The 16,135-nt window shown below is 53.9% G+C and carries 14 protein-coding genes and 1 pseudogene; 11 read left to right on the top strand and 4 right to left on the bottom strand.

Annotated features, from left to right (window positions below):
* Positions 1-35: 35 nt before the first annotated feature.
* From RHI63_RS10665 to RHI63_RS10675, 3 genes are all read left to right on the top strand, one after another.
* Positions 36-1,271 (top strand): S41 family peptidase, encoded by a 1,236-nt coding sequence (locus RHI63_RS10665; RefSeq protein WP_310743027.1) that lies wholly within the window; start codon positions 36-38, stop codon positions 1,269-1,271.
* Complete coding sequence (purN, locus tag RHI63_RS10670) at positions 1,261-1,902, top strand: phosphoribosylglycinamide formyltransferase (protein WP_310821574.1); 642 nt, start codon at positions 1,261-1,263, stop codon at positions 1,900-1,902. Before RHI63_RS10665 ends, purN begins: the two co-directional genes overlap by 11 nt.
* 149 nt (positions 1,903-2,051) lie before the next feature.
* The gene (locus tag RHI63_RS10675) at positions 2,052-2,672 is read left to right on the top strand and encodes a hypothetical protein (RefSeq protein WP_206200137.1); all 621 of its coding nucleotides are present in this window, start codon (positions 2,052-2,054) and stop codon (positions 2,670-2,672) included.
* A gap of 36 nt (positions 2,673-2,708) precedes the next feature.
* Here RHI63_RS10675 and RHI63_RS10680 read toward each other — a convergent pair whose 3' ends face one another.
* Positions 2,709-3,875, bottom strand: coding sequence for an aminotransferase class V-fold PLP-dependent enzyme (locus tag RHI63_RS10680; RefSeq protein WP_310743028.1), 1,167 nt, complete (start codon positions 3,873-3,875; stop codon positions 2,709-2,711).
* Between the two features lie 142 nt (positions 3,876-4,017).
* Between RHI63_RS10680 and RHI63_RS10685 the strand changes: the two genes are divergently transcribed.
* The gene (locus tag RHI63_RS10685; protein ID WP_286627136.1) at positions 4,018-4,743 is read left to right on the top strand and encodes a hypothetical protein; all 726 of its coding nucleotides are present in this window, start codon (positions 4,018-4,020) and stop codon (positions 4,741-4,743) included.
* 41 nt (positions 4,744-4,784) lie between these two features.
* Here the strand turns inward: RHI63_RS10685 and ruvX are convergent, their stop codons facing one another.
* The gene (gene ruvX, locus RHI63_RS10690; RefSeq protein ID WP_149819291.1) at positions 4,785-5,240 is read right to left on the bottom strand and encodes a Holliday junction resolvase RuvX; all 456 of its coding nucleotides are present in this window, start codon (positions 5,238-5,240) and stop codon (positions 4,785-4,787) included.
* A 90-nt stretch (positions 5,241-5,330) separates the two neighbouring features.
* Here ruvX and ileS point away from each other — a divergent pair, with 90 nt between their 5' ends.
* The 5 genes and pseudogenes from ileS (at position 5,331) to RHI63_RS10715 (ending at position 10,013) form a co-directional block, all read left to right on the top strand.
* On the top strand, positions 5,331-8,192 hold the full coding sequence (gene ileS, locus RHI63_RS10695) for an isoleucine--tRNA ligase (protein WP_310821575.1): 2,862 nt from the start codon (positions 5,331-5,333) through the stop codon (positions 8,190-8,192).
* A gap of 16 nt (positions 8,193-8,208) precedes the next feature.
* Positions 8,209-9,009 (top strand): site-specific DNA-methyltransferase, encoded by an 801-nt coding sequence (locus RHI63_RS10700; protein WP_310744535.1) that lies wholly within the window; start codon positions 8,209-8,211, stop codon positions 9,007-9,009.
* Positions 9,006-9,377, top strand: coding sequence for a hypothetical protein (locus RHI63_RS10705; protein WP_310744536.1), 372 nt, complete (start codon positions 9,006-9,008; stop codon positions 9,375-9,377). The genes RHI63_RS10700 and RHI63_RS10705 overlap by 4 nt, the downstream gene beginning before the upstream one ends.
* Positions 9,367-9,615 (top strand): annotated as a pseudogene (locus RHI63_RS10710) (IS630 transposase-related protein); the annotation flags it as partial. The gene RHI63_RS10705 and the pseudogene RHI63_RS10710, both read left to right, overlap by 11 nt.
* 26 nt (positions 9,616-9,641) lie before the next feature.
* Positions 9,642-10,013 (top strand): pentapeptide repeat-containing protein, encoded by a 372-nt coding sequence (locus RHI63_RS10715; RefSeq protein WP_302678276.1) that lies wholly within the window; start codon positions 9,642-9,644, stop codon positions 10,011-10,013.
* Here RHI63_RS10715 and gltX read toward each other — a convergent pair.
* Both gltX and RHI63_RS10725 read right to left on the bottom strand, forming a co-directional pair.
* Entirely contained in the window at positions 10,003-11,460 is a 1,458-nt protein-coding gene (gene gltX / locus RHI63_RS10720) for a glutamate--tRNA ligase (protein ID WP_206200143.1), read from the bottom strand. The two genes, RHI63_RS10715 and gltX, sit on opposite strands and share 11 nt — an antisense overlap.
* Positions 11,461-11,518: 58 nt before the next feature.
* A complete protein-coding gene (locus RHI63_RS10725) occupies positions 11,519-13,618 on the bottom strand; it encodes a TIGR00300 family protein (RefSeq protein WP_149819303.1) in 2,100 nt (699 codons plus the stop codon).
* Positions 13,619-13,877: 259 nt separating this feature from the next.
* Here RHI63_RS10725 and tig point away from each other — a divergent pair, with 259 nt between their 5' ends.
* A complete protein-coding gene (tig, locus tag RHI63_RS10730) occupies positions 13,878-15,347 on the top strand; it encodes a trigger factor (RefSeq protein ID WP_310743034.1) in 1,470 nt (489 codons plus the stop codon).
* A gap of 84 nt (positions 15,348-15,431) precedes the next feature.
* A complete protein-coding gene (gene clpP, locus RHI63_RS10735; protein ID WP_149819305.1) occupies positions 15,432-16,121 on the top strand; it encodes an ATP-dependent Clp endopeptidase proteolytic subunit ClpP in 690 nt (229 codons plus the stop codon).
* Positions 16,122-16,135: the final 14 nt, after the last annotated feature.

Here is a 16,135-nt window from a genome sequence, read left to right on the forward strand (position 1 = left end):
GAATAGGGGCGAGGCGTTGTCAATGGATTTGTGGGGTGAAATACTGGGCAATTCTCGGCGTCGGTGTTGCACTATTGGGAATGCCGTCAGCACTGGGGGGCACCAGTACGCTCAAGGATGCTCCCAAGGCCTTGGTCGATGAGGCGTGGCAAATTATCTACAGAAGCTATCTGGATCGCAGTTTCAATCGTCTGGATTGGCAGGCCATTCGTCAGGAGTTGCTCTCCCAACCCTATGGCGATCGCGAGGCCGCCTATCGGGTGATTCAGCAAGCCCTTGTCCGCCTCAATGATCCCTATACCCGCTTTCTGCCGCCCCAAGCGTACCGTCAACTGCTCCTGCAAACCCAAGGCCAGCAGGTGGATGTGGGTCTCACCCTCGTGGAGTCGGGGGAACTCTTTCGCATTCAGGCAATCCAAGCGGGGTCAGTGGCTGCCAAGGCGAATTTGAAAGTGGGAGATGAAATTCTGGCCATTAACGGTCGGGGGAGCGATCGCCTGACCTTGGAGCGAGCCAATCTGGCGTTGCGAGGGCCAGCGGGGAGTCAGTTGCGCCTACTGGTGCGCCGTGAGGGTAAACCCCAACCCTTTAGTGTCGAACTCACCCGCGCCGGTGAAATTCCGCGTACAGTGAATTTTCAGGTTCTGAATCATCCTCGGGTGGGTTACATTCGCCTCAGTGGTTTTAATAGCCGCTCCCAACAAGAGATGCAAGCGGCGATCCAAATCCTGCAACGGGAGAAAGTTCAAGGCTTCATTCTGGATTTGCGCCACAATCCGGGGGGACTCCTAGAAGCCGGCATTGAAATTAGCCGCCAATGGCTCGATTCTGGGGTGATTGTGCGCATTCAGCAAAACCAGCGAGAAGAGACGATTCGTGCCCGCCAACGCGCCTTGAGTCAGTTGCCCCTCGTGGTCTTGGTAAATCAGGCCTCCGCCAGTGCCAGTGAAATTTTAGCCGCTGCTTTGCAGGATCAGGGGCGCGCAACCGTGGTGGGGACACCAACTTTTGGCAAGGTGCGGGTTCAAGCAGTTCATGAACTGGGGGATGGCTCTGCCCTCGTGGTAACAGTAGCTCGTTATCTGACGCCAAAGGGGCGCGATATTGCCGCAGGGGGGATCACCCCCGATGTACTGGTGACGGTCGATCCCAGTAGTGATCTGGAATTGCGGCTCAATCCCAACTTGGTGGCACGACCCACGGATCCAATGGTGGCCAAGGCCTTAGAATTATTGAGCACTAAAATCAGTAACGCCCGTCATGTCCAGTGAGGCTCTTGTTGTCCCTTCTGCTCCAGCGATCGCGCCCGCGCCCCATCCCCTGCGGTTAGGCGTTTTAGCTTCTGGCAATGGCTCCAACTTTGCTGCTCTCGCGGAGGCGATCGCCCAAGGGGAATTGGCTGCCCAAATTCAAGTTCTGATCTACAACAATCCCGATGCCTTCGTGGCAGAGCGCGCCAAACAGTGGCAGATTCCCAGTGTGCTGCTCAACCATCGCCACTACCCCAGCCGTGAAAGTCTGGATGCGGCCATTGTCGAAACCCTCAAAGCCTATGGGGTCGAGTGGGTAGTGATGGCGGGCTGGATGCGGATTGTGACGCCTGTCCTCCTCAATGCCTACCCCCAGCGGGTAATTAACCTGCATCCCAGTTTGCTCCCCAGTTTTCGGGGATTGCATGCCGTTGAGCAGGCCTTGGCAGCAGGTGTGAAAATTACTGGGTGTACCGTCCATCTGGTGGAAGAGGAAGTGGATAGTGGCCCAATTTTAGTCCAAGCAGCAGTGCCCGTTCTCCCCGATGATACGCCTGCCACCCTCCACGCCCGCATTCAAGTCCAAGAACACCGCATTCTCAAGCAGGCGATCGCCGACATTGCCGCGCGGCAATCACAAGCTTCCTGCTGATCCTTAGCCAATAGTAAGGATCTCTCAGGGCGAGGGTCCACCCGCTTTTCTGATTGGCTTGGGAATTGCGTCAGCATCCTTTTCTCAGTGGGGAGCATTGATTCGGATTAGGATTGGGGATGTATCCGTGAGCAATTGTTAATCCAGTCATGACGCAGGCATACACCCCTGAAGATGTTTGGCGGTTATTGGGGGAACTATTAGAGGCTCAGAAGGAAACCGAACGCCGCTTTCAAGAAACAGAGCGCCGCTTCCAAGAAACGGATCGGCGATTTCAAGAGACTGACCGACGGTTCCAAGAAACGGAACGCTTGCTGCGCGAAGAAGCGCGCCAACTCAACCAGCAACTGGGGAAACTGGGCAATCGCCTTGGGGAATTTGTGGAATGGCAGGTGCGCCCCGCCGTGCTGCGCTTATTTCAGAGTTGGGGAATTGCCGTCTCTCAACTTTACAGCGATGTCATTCTCCAAGATGGCAACGAGAGTTTAGAAATTGATCTGCTAGTCGTCAATACTGATGAAGCCGTCCTCGTCGAGGTGAAAACGAAACTGAGCCAAGGGGATGTGGATGAGCACTTAGAGCGGATCGCGAAATTTCGTCGTTTGGCACACCAGTATCGGGACACCCAGCTCTTGGGCGCCGTAGCAGGAATGATCGTACCCCCTGAAGTAGCTCGCTATGCCTATCGGCAAGGTTTGTTTGTGTTGGCGCAATCAGGAGATGGGGTGGCGATTCTCAACGATGTGCAGTTTCAGCCCCGTACATGGTAGGTGACTCTAATCGCTCTAATTCAATTCTCAAGCGTCCTAAGGATGATTCTGGAGCCAGTGTTTGAGGGTAGCAACAAAGCGATCGCACTCCTGCGGCAGCGTAAAGTAATGCACACAGGCTCGCACCGAGGCAGGATAGAGCAATTCCCGCACCAAGATATTCTCTGCCTCAAGGTCTTGCACCAATTGGCGATGCTGACCATTAGCTAACTGAAAGGCCACCAAGCCCGACGGCGGCGGCACGAGACTCAAGCAGGTCAAACCCACCATGCCCTGTAACTGTTGCCAAAGATAATGACTCAGCTCACAAATGCGCTCATATCGCGCTTGGGCAGTCCCCCATTGATCATGCACCCGCAGGGCAGTGGTTAACCCCGGTACCAAGGAAAAGGCGGTTGTGGCCACTTCAAAGCGACTGGCATCCTCCTTCCAGCCGGCGGGTTGGGCATCACGGGTTTGGTGAATGCCGCGCCAGCCAATAAAGGTGGGTTCCAATGTGGCCAAGCGATCGCGCCGAATGTACAGCCCGCCAAGACCCGCAGGGCCACAGCACCACTTGTGTCCTGTAAAGGCATAGTAGTCCACCCCCAAGGCGGGTAAATTGAGGGGCACCATACCCACACTTTGGGCACCATCCGCCAAGACTTGGATGCCGCGACGGTGGCAAAGGTCAACAATTTTCTCCAACGGCAAAAGTTTCCCGGTATTCCACAGCAAATGACTGAGGACGACCAAGCGTGTGCGGGGATGGAGTTGGGTTTCAATGGCGGCCACCTCATCGTCACACCAAGGCCAAAAGGCCACCCGATCCACCACCACCCCCAACCGCCGCGCCAATTGTTCGGTAATCGCCACTACCCCCGGATGCTCACAGTTAGAAATCAGCAGGCGATCGCCCGCTTGCCAGTTGATCCCCCAGAGAACGATATTGCAGCCAGTGGTTACAGAATCTGTGAGGGCAATGGTCTCGGCGCTCGTCCCCAAAAGCTGTGCCAGTTCTTGCCGCAGGGTTTGCAGTTGTTGGCTCAGCCACGGAAAGACGCGATTGGCAAAGGGGCCTTCCTCTTGAATGTGGCGATCGCTCTGGATGATGGCCTGCCATGTGTCTTGGTGCAGCGGCCCTTGTCCCCCATAGTTGAGGTAGATCTTATTCAGTAGGGCGGGGTAGGTGTCGTGGTAGGTGCGCAGTGTCTCTAGGTTCATCGATAGTGATTGCAGAGCGATAGATAGATGCTACCGCAAAGGATTTAAGATAAAGATCTGTAGCAAGTCCCCTTTTCATTCCCCCACTCAAGGGGCGGCACTTGCAAGCACGGCTCGGTAAATTAATCCTGTCAATTAAGTCATGACAAAGGCATACACTCCTGACGATGTTTGGCGATTACTAGGGGAGCTGTTAGAAGCTCAAAAGGAAACCGAACGCCATTTCCAAGAAACAGAGCGCCGCTTCCAAGAAACAGAGCGCCGCTTTCAAGAAACAGAGCGCCGCTTTCAAGAAACAGAGCGCCGCTTCCAAGAAACGGATCGGCGATTTCAAGAGACAGATCGGCGATTTCAGGAGACGGATCGGCGATTTCAGGAGACAGATCGGCGATTTCAAGAAACGGAACGCTTGTTGCGGGAAGAAGCGCGCCAACTCAATCAGCAACTGGGGAAACTGGGCAATCGCCTTGGGGAATTTGTGGAATGGCAGGTGCGCCCCGCCGTGCTGCGCCTATTTCAGAGTCGCGGCATTGCCGTCTCTCAGCTTTACAGCGATGTCATTCTCCAAGATGGCAATGAGAGTTTAGAAATTGATCTGCTAGTCGTCAATACCAATCAAGCGGTTCTCGTCGAGGTGAAAACCAAACTGAGCCAAGGGGATGTGGATGAGCATTTAGAGCGGATCGCGAAATTTCGTCGTTTGGCACACCAGTATCGAGACACCCAGCTCTTGGGAGCGGTGGCAGGGATGATCGTGCCCCCTGAGGTGGCTCGCTATGCCTATCGGCAAGGGTTATTTGTGTTGGCGCAGTCGGGAGATGGGGTGGCGATTCTCAATGATGCGCAGTTTCAGCCCCGCACATGGTAGCCCGTGCCCAAGAATTTGAGCAGACAACTTTTGAGCCTCCGTTATAGCTGCGGATCAGCGGGTGCCAGTGTTGCTTTTGCGGCTTGAGAACGGGCATCGAGCCATTGTTGCAAAATGAGGGCAGCAGCAATTTGATCCACTAAGTCCTTGTGGTGACGGGGCGATCGCCGCCGCTGTTTGAGGATTTCCTCCGCTTGAAAGGAGGTTAGCCGCTCATCCATATATTCCACGGGCAAGTTCAAGGCCGCGCCAATTTTTTCCGCTAGATGTTGCACTTGCCGGGCTTGGGAACCCAGTTGACCATCGAGGGTGTAGGGCAAGCCCACAATTAACTTCTCTACCCCTCGCTCTTGGCAAATCTGGCGAAGCTGCGCCACATCACTGGCAAAATTGCGCCGCTGGATGGTTGTAATGCCTGTGGCCAACTGCCCCAAGCGATCGCACCCTGCCACACCAATGCGCTTGCGCCCCAGATCCAAACCTAGAACGGAAATCATCCTTGAGTGAATAAGAACAGTTCTCCTACAATTGAATCCATTCCCGATTTTTTCTTGCCCTCCAACGATCATACCCCGCTGTACCCACCCATGACTGACGCGACCCCCGACTACAAAGACACCGTCAACCTGCCCCAAACCACCTTTGAAATGCGGGCAAATGCAGCCACACGGGAACCCCAGTTGCAAGCCTTTTGGGCAGAGCACAAAATTTATGAAACCCTGCAGCAAACCAATCCGGGTGAGGTCTTTATTCTCCACGATGGCCCCCCCTACGCCAATGGCGCTCTCCACATTGGCCATGCCCTGAATAAAATCCTCAAGGACATCATCAATAAGTATCAACTGCTGCGGGGACGCAAGGTTCACTACCGCCCCGGTTGGGACTGCCACGGCCTGCCCATTGAACTCAAGGTACTGCAAAACCTGAAACCCGAACAGCGTGCGCAGCTAACCCCCCTGACCCTCCGCCAACAGGCCAAGGAATTTGCCCTCAAAACCGTTGCCGAGCAAAAGCAGAGTTTCCAACGCTATGGGGTTTGGGGCGACTGGGAGCACCCCTATTTGACCCTCACCCCTGACTACGAGGCCGCCCAAATCGGCGTTTTTGGTGAAATGGTGCTGCGGGGCTATATCTATCGCGGTCTCAAGCCCGTCCACTGGAGTCCTAGCTCCAAAACCGCCCTCGCCGAAGCCGAGCTGGAATATCCCGAAGGCCACACCTCCCGTAGTCTCTATGCCGCCTTTGAAGTCATCGAACTGCCGCAAGGGCTAGCCAAATCGTGGTACAAAGCCCTCGGCAAATTGGGGGTTGCCATCTGGACAACGACCCCTTGGACCATTCCGGCCAACTTGGCGGTGAGTGTCAATCCGGATCTCCCCTATGCCCTTGTTGAAGTCAAACCCAGTGCCCGCTACAAATATTTGATTGTGGCCAAGGATCTGGTGGAGCGCCTCAGCCAAACCCTCGGTTGTACGCTCAAGGTGGTGGCCACCGCCAAAGGGGCTGACTTGGAAAATGCGCGCTATCGCCACCCCCTCTTTGAGCGCGAGAGCAAAATTGTCATTGGCGGTGATTATGTCACGACCGACTCCGGGACGGGTCTGGTTCACACGGCCCCTGGCCATGGCTTAGAGGACTATGCGGTGGGTCAGCGCTATGGCTTGCCAATCCTGTCGCCCGTGGATGAAAATGGTTGCTTTACTGCGGAAGCGGGACAATTTGCCGGTCTCAATGTCCTCAAGGAAGGGAATGAGGCGGTGATTGCGGCACTGCAAGCGTGTGGCGCCCTCCTCAAGGAAGAACCCTATGTCCACAAATACCCCTACGACTGGCGCACGAAAAAACCAACCATCTTCCGCGCCACGGAGCAGTGGTTTGCTTCCGTTGAAGGCTTTCGCGATGCCGCCCTCAGGGCGATCGCCGAGGTGAAGTGGATTCCTGCCCAAGGGGAAAACCGCATTACGGCAATGGTGGCGGAGCGTTCCGATTGGTGTATTTCGCGGCAGCGCAGTTGGGGCGTGCCCATTCCCGTCTTTTATGACAAAGCCACGGGGGAACCCCTGCTGACGGCAGAAACCATTGCCCATGTGCAAGCCATTATTCGCGATCGCGGGTCTGATGCTTGGTGGCAACTCTCCGTTGCGGAATTGCTGCCTGAATCCCTACGAGATCAAGCCGATCGCTACGAAAAGGGCACCGATACGATGGATGTCTGGTTTGATTCTGGCTCTTCCTGGGCGGCGGTTCTCGGCGATCAACAGGCGGATCTCTACCTCGAAGGCTCTGACCAACACCGCGGCTGGTTTCAATCCTCATTGTTAACACGGGTTGCCGTTAAAGGCCAAGCCCCCTACAAAGCAGTCCTCACCCACGGCTTTGTCCTCGATGAGCAGGGACGGAAAATGAGCAAGTCCCTCGGCAATGTCACGGATCCCCGCGAAGTGATTGAGGGGGGCAAAAACCAAAAGCAAGACCCTGCCTATGGTGCCGATGTATTGCGTCTGTGGGTGTCCTCCGTGGACTATGCCAATGATGTCCCCATTGGTAAAAATATCCTCAAGCAGTTGGCGGATGTCTATCGCAAGATTCGCAATACGGCTCGCTTTCTCTTGGGGAATCTTCACGACTTTGACCCCGATCAAGATGCCATTCCCTATGCCCAACTGCCCGCCTTGGATCGCTATATGCTACATCGGCTGCATGAAGTCTTCAGCGAAGTAACGGCGGCCTTTGATAGCTTTCAGTTCTATCGCTTTTTCCAGAACATTCAAAATCTTTGTGTTGTTGATCTGTCGAACTTTTATCTCGATATTGCCAAGGATCGGTTGTACATCAGTGCTGCCGCGAGCGATCGCCGGCGCAGTTGTCAAACGGTTCTGGCCGTTGCCGTTCAAAACCTCGCCCGTGCTATTGCCCCAGTGCTTCCCCATTTAGCCGAAGATATTTGGCAGCATTTGCCCTTCAAAACCCCCTATCTTTCGGTTTTTCAAAGCGGCTGGGTACAGCTTCCTGCCCAGTGGCAGGATCAGGAGCTAGCCAGTGAGTGGCAACGCCTGCGGCAACTACGCCTAGAGGTGAATAAGGTGCTCGAACAGGCCCGTGCCGAAAAGCTCATTGGCTCCTCTTTGGAAGCCAAAGTGTGGCTCTATGTTGCCGATCCACAGTGGCGCGATCGCCTTCAGGACATGAATCCCAGCGATGCCCTCAGTGGCAATGGGGTGGATGAATTGCGCTATCTCTTTTTGGTGTCCCAAGTGGAGCTGATGCCGCAACAGGCAGGGGTGGACGTACCCTATGTCCTTGAAGCCGAAGGACTATGGATTGGTGTTGGTCATGCCAAGGGTGAGAAATGCGTCCGCTGCTGGAATTATTCTGAAAGTGTGGGACAATCGGCCTTGCATCCCCAGTTGTGCGATCGCTGTCAAGCCGCCCTAGAAGGGATGTTTTAGATGATTGAGCGAAAGCATGCTAGAGATTGATCGTATCTACCAAGCTGATGCTTTTACCCTCTTGCCCCAGATTGAAAGTGCGAGCATTGATCTCATTATTTGCGACGGCCCCTACGGTGTAACCACCAATCCATGGGATCGCATCTCTAACATCCAAGAGTTTAACCTCAAACTCATCACCATCTTTGCTAAAAAATTGAGAGAGGGAGGAGCACTCTACCTTTTTGGTAAACCTGATTGTATTGACTTTATTGACTACCGTCCATTTCTTAACTTACAGGCAAAAATTGTCTGGTATCAGCCCAGTCGCCTAGCTCAAGGACGGATCAACTACACAAATAACTATGATCTTATTTGTTACTTTATTAAGGGCCAGCGTCCCAAAACCTTTAACTTAGATGCTATTCGGGTACCACAGCTAGTAGAGCTAGAGCACCGTCGTCGTTGTGAGCGGGTACCATCAGTGATTAATGGTAAGTATGGCAAAACTAAATTCAATGAAGAAGGTAAAAACCCAGGAGATGTCTGGGGAGATATTAAACAGCTCACGTATAAATCAAAAGAACTAGTAGCTCGCGAAGCACTCAATACCATTCAAAAGCCAGAGCAGCTGATTGAACGCTTGGTCAAGGCAAGCTCTAATAAGGGTGACTTAGTGCTTGATCCATTTGCCGGTGTCGGTACAGCCCCTGTAGTTTGTAAACGCTTGGGAAGGCATTTCATTGCTATTGAGCAAGATCAAAAGTTTGTCCAAGCAGCAAACGAGAGATTACGTGAGGCAGAGTATGAAATCGCGGGGAGGCTTTTTGATTGGTGAAACAGCAAGTTTATCGTCAAATTGTTGATCTGATCCGTCAAGCGTCTCAACTTGCTCAAACAATTGGTATTCGCAACCTACTGCAGCCGGGGTTAGTTAAGGAAATGATTATTGCTGACCTGCTAGGTCACGAACTAATTGATTCTAAGCGTGATGCCGATGCTCATGCCATGAGCGACCCAAGTGAAAAGTATGAATATTTATCTTGTATAGAAGGTGGAAGCGGTCAGCTTGACCGAATGTTTAAGGAACCTCCTGAAAAGCGTGCCCAATCACTTATAGCCATTTCGAAAGGAGATGAGATATTTTCAAGAGGGATAGGCTATACTCAAAGCATCATGAATATCACTCAAGAATATGAGCTATAGCTTGGATTTACGAGAGCGGGTTGTCTCCTACATCAAGCAAGGTGGCAAAATCAGTGAAGCCACTCAAATTTTTCAGGTGAGCCGCGCCACTATCCATCGCTGGCTGAAGCGAGAGGACTTAGCCCCCACAGTTGTCCCCCGTCGTCCTTGGAAGCTGGATTGGGCGGCCTTAGCAGCCGATGTTGCTGCCCATCCCGATGACCGTTTAATCGACCGTGCCCAGCGATTTGGCGTCCAAACTGTGATCTGCGGGGCGCGAACCTAATGGATGCCAATTTGTTTAAGGCGAATTTAGCAGGTGCCAATTTGGAGGGCGCTTATCTGGCGGGTGCGAATCTCTTTGGCGCCAATTTGGAAAGGGCAAACTTGAACCGTGCCAGTCTCTATCTAGCGATTTTGGTCAATGCCAATTTGGCAGGGGCACAACTGGTGGGAACACGCCTCACCCTTAGCAACCTTGTCAATGCCAACCTTAGCGGTGCCAATTTGGAGAATGCGGTCATGAAGGGGGCAAACATGATTGATGTGAATTTGACGGCTGCAAACCTGAAGGGGGCAGATCTCGATCGCGCAAATTTGAGTGGGGCTAATTTAAGCCAAACGATCTTCGATCGCCCCCCAGCCCCTAGGAAGTAACCTGTGCCTGTTTCAATGCTGCCGCAAGTCGCGGTTGATCCCAGCCCCGTTGGTGGAGAATTTGCCACGTGGCCATTAAATCGGGACCGTGGACAGCACCCGTGAGGGCAGCGCGCAGCGATCGCATCGTTGCTCCCTTTTTCACCCCTGCGGCTTTGCTGGCCTGTTGAATCAGGTGTTGTCCCATCTCCACCGTCAGCTTTGGCTCTGTCGGCAAGTGTGCTAGTAGGTACGCCAAAATCGTCGCACTCTGGGGTTGACTCAGTTGAGCCATTGCTTCAGCATCAAGGGTGATGGTGGGTACAAAGAAAACTGCCCCTTGATCAATGGCCTCCTTGAGGGTGTTGAGACCCGGTTGAAGGAGTTGGGCAAGGTCAAGCAACCAAGGGCGATCGCCTCCCTCATCAAAGGCATAGCCTGCCCCCTGCCATAAGGGAATCAGTTCTGCCAAAAGTTCTGCTGGCTCTAGTTGCTGAATGTACTGACGATTGAGCCAATTGAGCTTATCCCAATCAAAGCGGGCACCTGCCTTGTTAATTCGTTCAAAACTAAAGTGCTTCGCCGCCAGATCAAGGGTAAAGAGTTCCCCTATCCCTTCAGGGGGCGACCAACCCAAGAGTGTCATGTAGTTGGCCAAGGCGGGGGCTAAATACCCCATGGCTCGGAAGTCAGAAATGGAGGTCACCCCATCTCGTTTCGAGAGTTTTTGCCCCGCTGAGTTGAGAATCAAGGGAGTATGGGCAAAGTTGGGGGGAGTGGCGCCAAGGGCTTCATAGAGCAAAATTTGTTTGGGTGTGTTGCCAATGTGGTCTTCACCGCGAATGACATCGGTAATGCCCATGGCAATGTCATCGACGACCACCACCAAGTTGTAGAGGGGGTAGCCAATTTCGCCGCGGGGGGCAGCTCGCGCAATCACCATATCGCCCCCCAGATCAGCCCCCTGCCAACTCACTCGACCGCGCACCAGATCCTGCCATTCAATCTGGCGATCGTCCTCAATTTTGAAGCGAATGACGGGGGTGCGTCCTGCGGCATCAAAGGCGGCTTGCTCCTCTGGGGTCAAATGGCGGTGACGGTTGTCGTAGCGCGGGGCTTGTCCCTTGGCTTTTTGTGCGGCTCGCAGGGCATCGAGTTCTTCGGGGGTGCAGTAGCAGTAGTAGGCAAGTCCCTTGTCCAAGAGGGTTTGAATCGCTTGGCGGTACAGATCAAGGCGATCGCTCTGGAAATAGGGGCCTTCATCCCACGTCAGCCCCAGCCATTGCAAGCCCTCAAGGATATTCTCGGTATATTCGGGTCGAGACCGCTCGCGATCGGTATCCTCAATCCGCAGAATGAATTTCCCTCCCCGATGGCGGGCGTAAAGCCAGTTGAACACAGCGGTACGGGCAGTCCCAATGTGCAGATTTCCTGTCGGACTCGGTGCTAAACGAACACGAACTGTCACTGCTGACCTCGAATACAAAAATCGCCCTTTCAATCCTACCCCATTGGCTGAAAAGCTTCTAGGCAAGGGTATAGGGACGATTCAGCCGCTCCAACTGCTGCACCATCAGGCTGAGGAACAGTCCCACATCGGTGACCACGCCCACGGATTCCACAGAACCCCGATCCGCTAGTTTAGTGACGACCGCTGGGTTAATATCCACACAGACGAGCTTCACCCCAGCGGGGGTCATATTGCCGACACCAATGGAGTGCAGCATCGACGAGAGCATCAAAATCATGTTTGCGCCCTGAATCAGGCGGGCATACTCCCGCTGCGCCTCAATTAAATCCATGAGGGTATCGGGCAGTGGGCCATCATCACGGATTGACCCCGCTAGGACAAAGGGCACATTATTCTTCACACACTCATACATCACGCCACTGGTGAGGATGCCCTGAGCCACGGCGTTGGCAATGCTGCCACAGCGACGAATGGTATTGATCACTTTCAGGTGGTGACGGTGACCGCCCCGCACAGGAACGCCTCGCTGCATATCCACCCCCAAGGAGGTGCCCATGATGGCTTGCTCCATATCGTGCACCGCGATCGCGTTACCGCCGAGGAGTCCTTGGACATAGCCTTCACGGATCAGCTTGGCTAAATGCTCACCACCGCCGGTGTGGATAACCACTGGGCCGGCCACCACAATCACTTTGCCCCCCTGATCGCGGATGCGCCGCAGTTCCCAAGCAATTTGTTCCACCACCAGTTCGACGCGGCGTTCACTGGAGACCCCTGATCCCATGAAGGTGAACTCTTGGGTGCTGCGCTGGCTTTCCGTTTTCCGAATCGTGCGGATGCCTTCGACGCCCACGACCACGCGATCGCCCACCTCTAAATCCCGCAGAATGCGACACTCCGCCACCGTGCCTTCCGGGGTTGAGCGCACCACAATCGCCCCATCCATGCGTTGGTTTTGAACCCGAACCCACTCGCCGGCAACTCGTACCTCTGTGGGATAAATCGTGGTTACATAGAAGTCATCCGGGGCAACCCCCGCTTGGGTGACGGTTTCGAGGGTCGCATCACACACCTCTGAGGGCGGTAAAATCGCACCGAGGGTGATCAACTGCGCCATGATCGCATCCATGACCTCGGCATCGGGCGCCATGACCCGAATATCCGCTTGGGAGGGACTTTGCCGTTGTTCGCCAAGATTAAATTGCAGGACTTGGAAACTGCCGCCACTTTCCACAATTGTGTCTAGGACACGGTTCACAAGGCCAGAGTCGAGGAGGTGTCCCTCCAGATGAATGACCCGACTGGGAATTGTCGCCGTGGCATGGAGTTCTTCGCGCACGGGTTCGGTCACCCGCAAGGTCAAGCATTTAGCTGCACCCCCCGCTTTGAGAAATTCTGTCAGGGGCGTTTCCACCACCTCAAAGCCCACTTGGGCAAGGGCGGACTTCAATTCTTGGCTGGCACAGTTGAGAATCACCGTGCGATCGATATTGACGGCATTGCAAGCAAAGTTGACCGCATCAGCCTCTTTAACGGCAATTCGTTTATCCGCTGGTACCCGCAGTTCAATCAGGCGGTTGGAGTAGGCATCAAAGGCGGGAGGATAGTAAAGTAAGTAGCCATCCGTGAGCGGACAAAAACATGTGTCAAGGTGGTAGAAACGCTCATCCATGAGCCGCAGGGAGAGGACTTCAATATCCAGCCACTTCGCCAAATAGGCATGGGAATCCAATTCTGAACGGAAGCCATACCCTGCCCACAGCCAGCGACCCTCACGATCCAAGAGGGCATCTCCGGCTCCCTCAAAGGGCAGTTGCTTCGGTAGCTCAAAAACTTGATACCCCTGAGATTCAAACCACGCTTTGAAATAGGGTTCTTCCCCTTGACGTTCTGGATGATAAAAGCGACTGAGCACCACGCGATCGCCGAGCACCAAGCCCGCATTCGCCGTAAACACCATATCCGGCCAGCCCGGCTGCGGCTCAATCAGGTCAACCGTGGCCCGAGCATGGATAATTTCGTAGAGTTTTTGCCACTGCTCCTGTGCCCGATCGCGGGAGGACTTGTGGATATTTCCCTCCATCCAAGGATTGATCACATAGTCCACCTCATAATGGGTGGGAGGGCACATGAGGAATCGCAGGGTTGAACTCATAGGGGTTGTTTAGAAATCGTTGCAATTTGTGAAAATAGTTAGGTGTGGGCTACACGGCACCCATGACAAACTTTTATTCTATAGGCAGTGGGGATCCTGACGATTGGTTTTGTCATCAAACCTTGACATTACACCCATTGCCCTGTGTCTTTAAGCGCAACTCCATTTGCAAAGAGCAGGGGAAATCTGCGCTAAAATTATAATTTGTGCGATCGCGCACAGCCAACTGACACTACACTGACACCATTTGCGAAGGGGAATGACCTTGACTGACGTGACTGACCTCATTTCCATGACGACTGAACCCCGTGCCAATAGCCAACTCCTCGCCACGATTGAGGTTTCGGGGGCACACTCTCAACAGGTCTATAACCAAGTGGTCAATGATCTCCTTCGCCATACACAGGTACCCGGATTTCGCAAGGGCAAAGCCCCCCGGCAGCTTGTCTTGCAGCAAATTGGCAAAGAGCGGCTGCGCTATGTGGCCATAGAAAAACTGATTGAGGATACCGTCAAAGCCGCCGTCGAAAAGAACAACATCCCCTATCTAGGCAACCTCGAACTCCAAGGGGATATTACAGAGCTACTGAACCAATTTCAGCCGGGGGACAACTTTTCTTTCAGCGTCACGTTTGATGTCGAACCAGAAGTGACAGTCACAGCCTATAAAGGGCTAACCATTGAGTACACTCCCGTCACCTACAATCCCGAAACTGTCGAGAAGCTCTTGCAGCGGCACCAACGGGAGCACGCCACCCTCATTCCCGTCGAAGACCGACCCGCTCAGTGGGGCGATGATGTCACCCTAAAACTGGTGACCAAAGATGAAAATGGGGAGGTGGTGAAGGAACTCTCAGCAGATGAACTGCCCCTGTCCCTCGATGAAGAGCAACCCTTTTTGATTAAAGAAATTCCTGCTGCTGTTGTCGGCATGAGTGTCGGTGAAGCCAAAACGGTGACGGTGTCTGTTGCCGAGGAAGTCAAGGAAGGGAAAGCAGACATCCCCAAACAATTGACTGCTGAGATTGAACTTTTAGGGATTAAAGCACCGGAACTGCCCCCCCTAGACGATGCCTTTGCCGCTGAGCACAGTGAATTCAGTACGATGGCAGAATTGCGGGCCTATCTAGAGCAAAACCATCAGGAGCGAGCTGAAAATCAAGACAAGAAAGCGAAAGAAGCTGCCCTCATTGATACCCTCATTGCCCAAAATCCAGTTGAATTGCCAAAAACCCTGATCCGCAAAGAGGCAGATGTGAAGGTGCGGACGACGCTGATGCAAATTCAGTCCCAAGGCGTTGATCTCAACAAGATCATGACCGAGGAACTCTACGAAAAAATGCGTCAAGAGGCAGAGCCGGGGGCAGCGAAGGAGGTGCACTCCCGTTTATTGTTGAGGGCGATCGCTCGTCAAGAGGGCATTGAACCTAGTCCCGACGCAGTGGAGGAACGGCTGAACCGCTACAAAGAGGTGTTGGGCAACCAAACAGCCAAGGATCTAGAACGACTCCGCGAATTTGCCCACGATGAAGTGCAGCAGGAGGAAGCCCTCAACTGGCTCCTAGAGCAAAATACATTTCAGCCAGTGCAGTCCGACACAGCCACTGAGCAGCCCACAGCGACTGCTGAAGCGCCCAAAGATACCCAGACGGAGGCCGTTGCTGAAAAGCCATCTAAGCCGCAAAAACGCTCTGGGAAAAAAGCAAGTTCTGCCCCAGCCCAAGAATAGTTCGGCATAATGAAAGTGATGATCCCTACGGGGACAAACCGCTAGTTACAATTAATTACAAACGAACCGTCATTCTAGGCAACTATGCTGCAATCGCGTTACGACCATCCCCTCAGTGCCATTCTGCGCTCTCCAGCGCTCAACCTGCCGCCTACCCATGCCAATATTGTGCCGATGGTGGTTGAGCAGTCGGGGCGGGGTGAACGAGCCTTTGATATCTACTCGCGACTCCTGCGGGAGCGGATCATCTTCCTAGGGGGAGGTGCGGGCGATCGCCGCGGCATTGATGATGCGGTTGCTGACTCCATCGTGGCACAGCTTCTATTCCTTGATGCCGAGGATCCGGAAAAAGACATTTACCTGTACATCAACTCACCGGGTGGCTCGGTTACAGCCGGCATGGCCATCTACGACACCATGAAGCACATTCGCCCCGATGTGTGTACCCTCTGCTTTGGCTTGGCGGCGAGTATGGGTGCCTTCTTACTGTCTGGCGGTACCCCCGGCAAACGGATGGCGCTGCCCCATGCACGGATCATGATTCACCAGCCCCTCGGAGGTGCCCAGGGTCAGGCAGTGGATATTGAAATCCAAGCGCGGGAAATTCTTTACCACAAGCGCAAGCTCAATGAACTCTTGTCACAGCACACGGGGCAACCCATCGAGCGCATTGAAGCTGATACGGAGCGGGATTTCTTTATGTCCGCTGAAGAGGCCAAGGCCTACGGTCTGATTGATCAGGTGGTGACGCGGCAGACCCTCCCTAGCCACTAAGTACACCCTACGTG

The organism is Thermosynechococcus sp. GLH187 (assembly GCF_031583395.1).
Lineage (GTDB): Bacteria > Cyanobacteriota > Cyanobacteriia > Thermosynechococcales > Thermosynechococcaceae > Thermosynechococcus.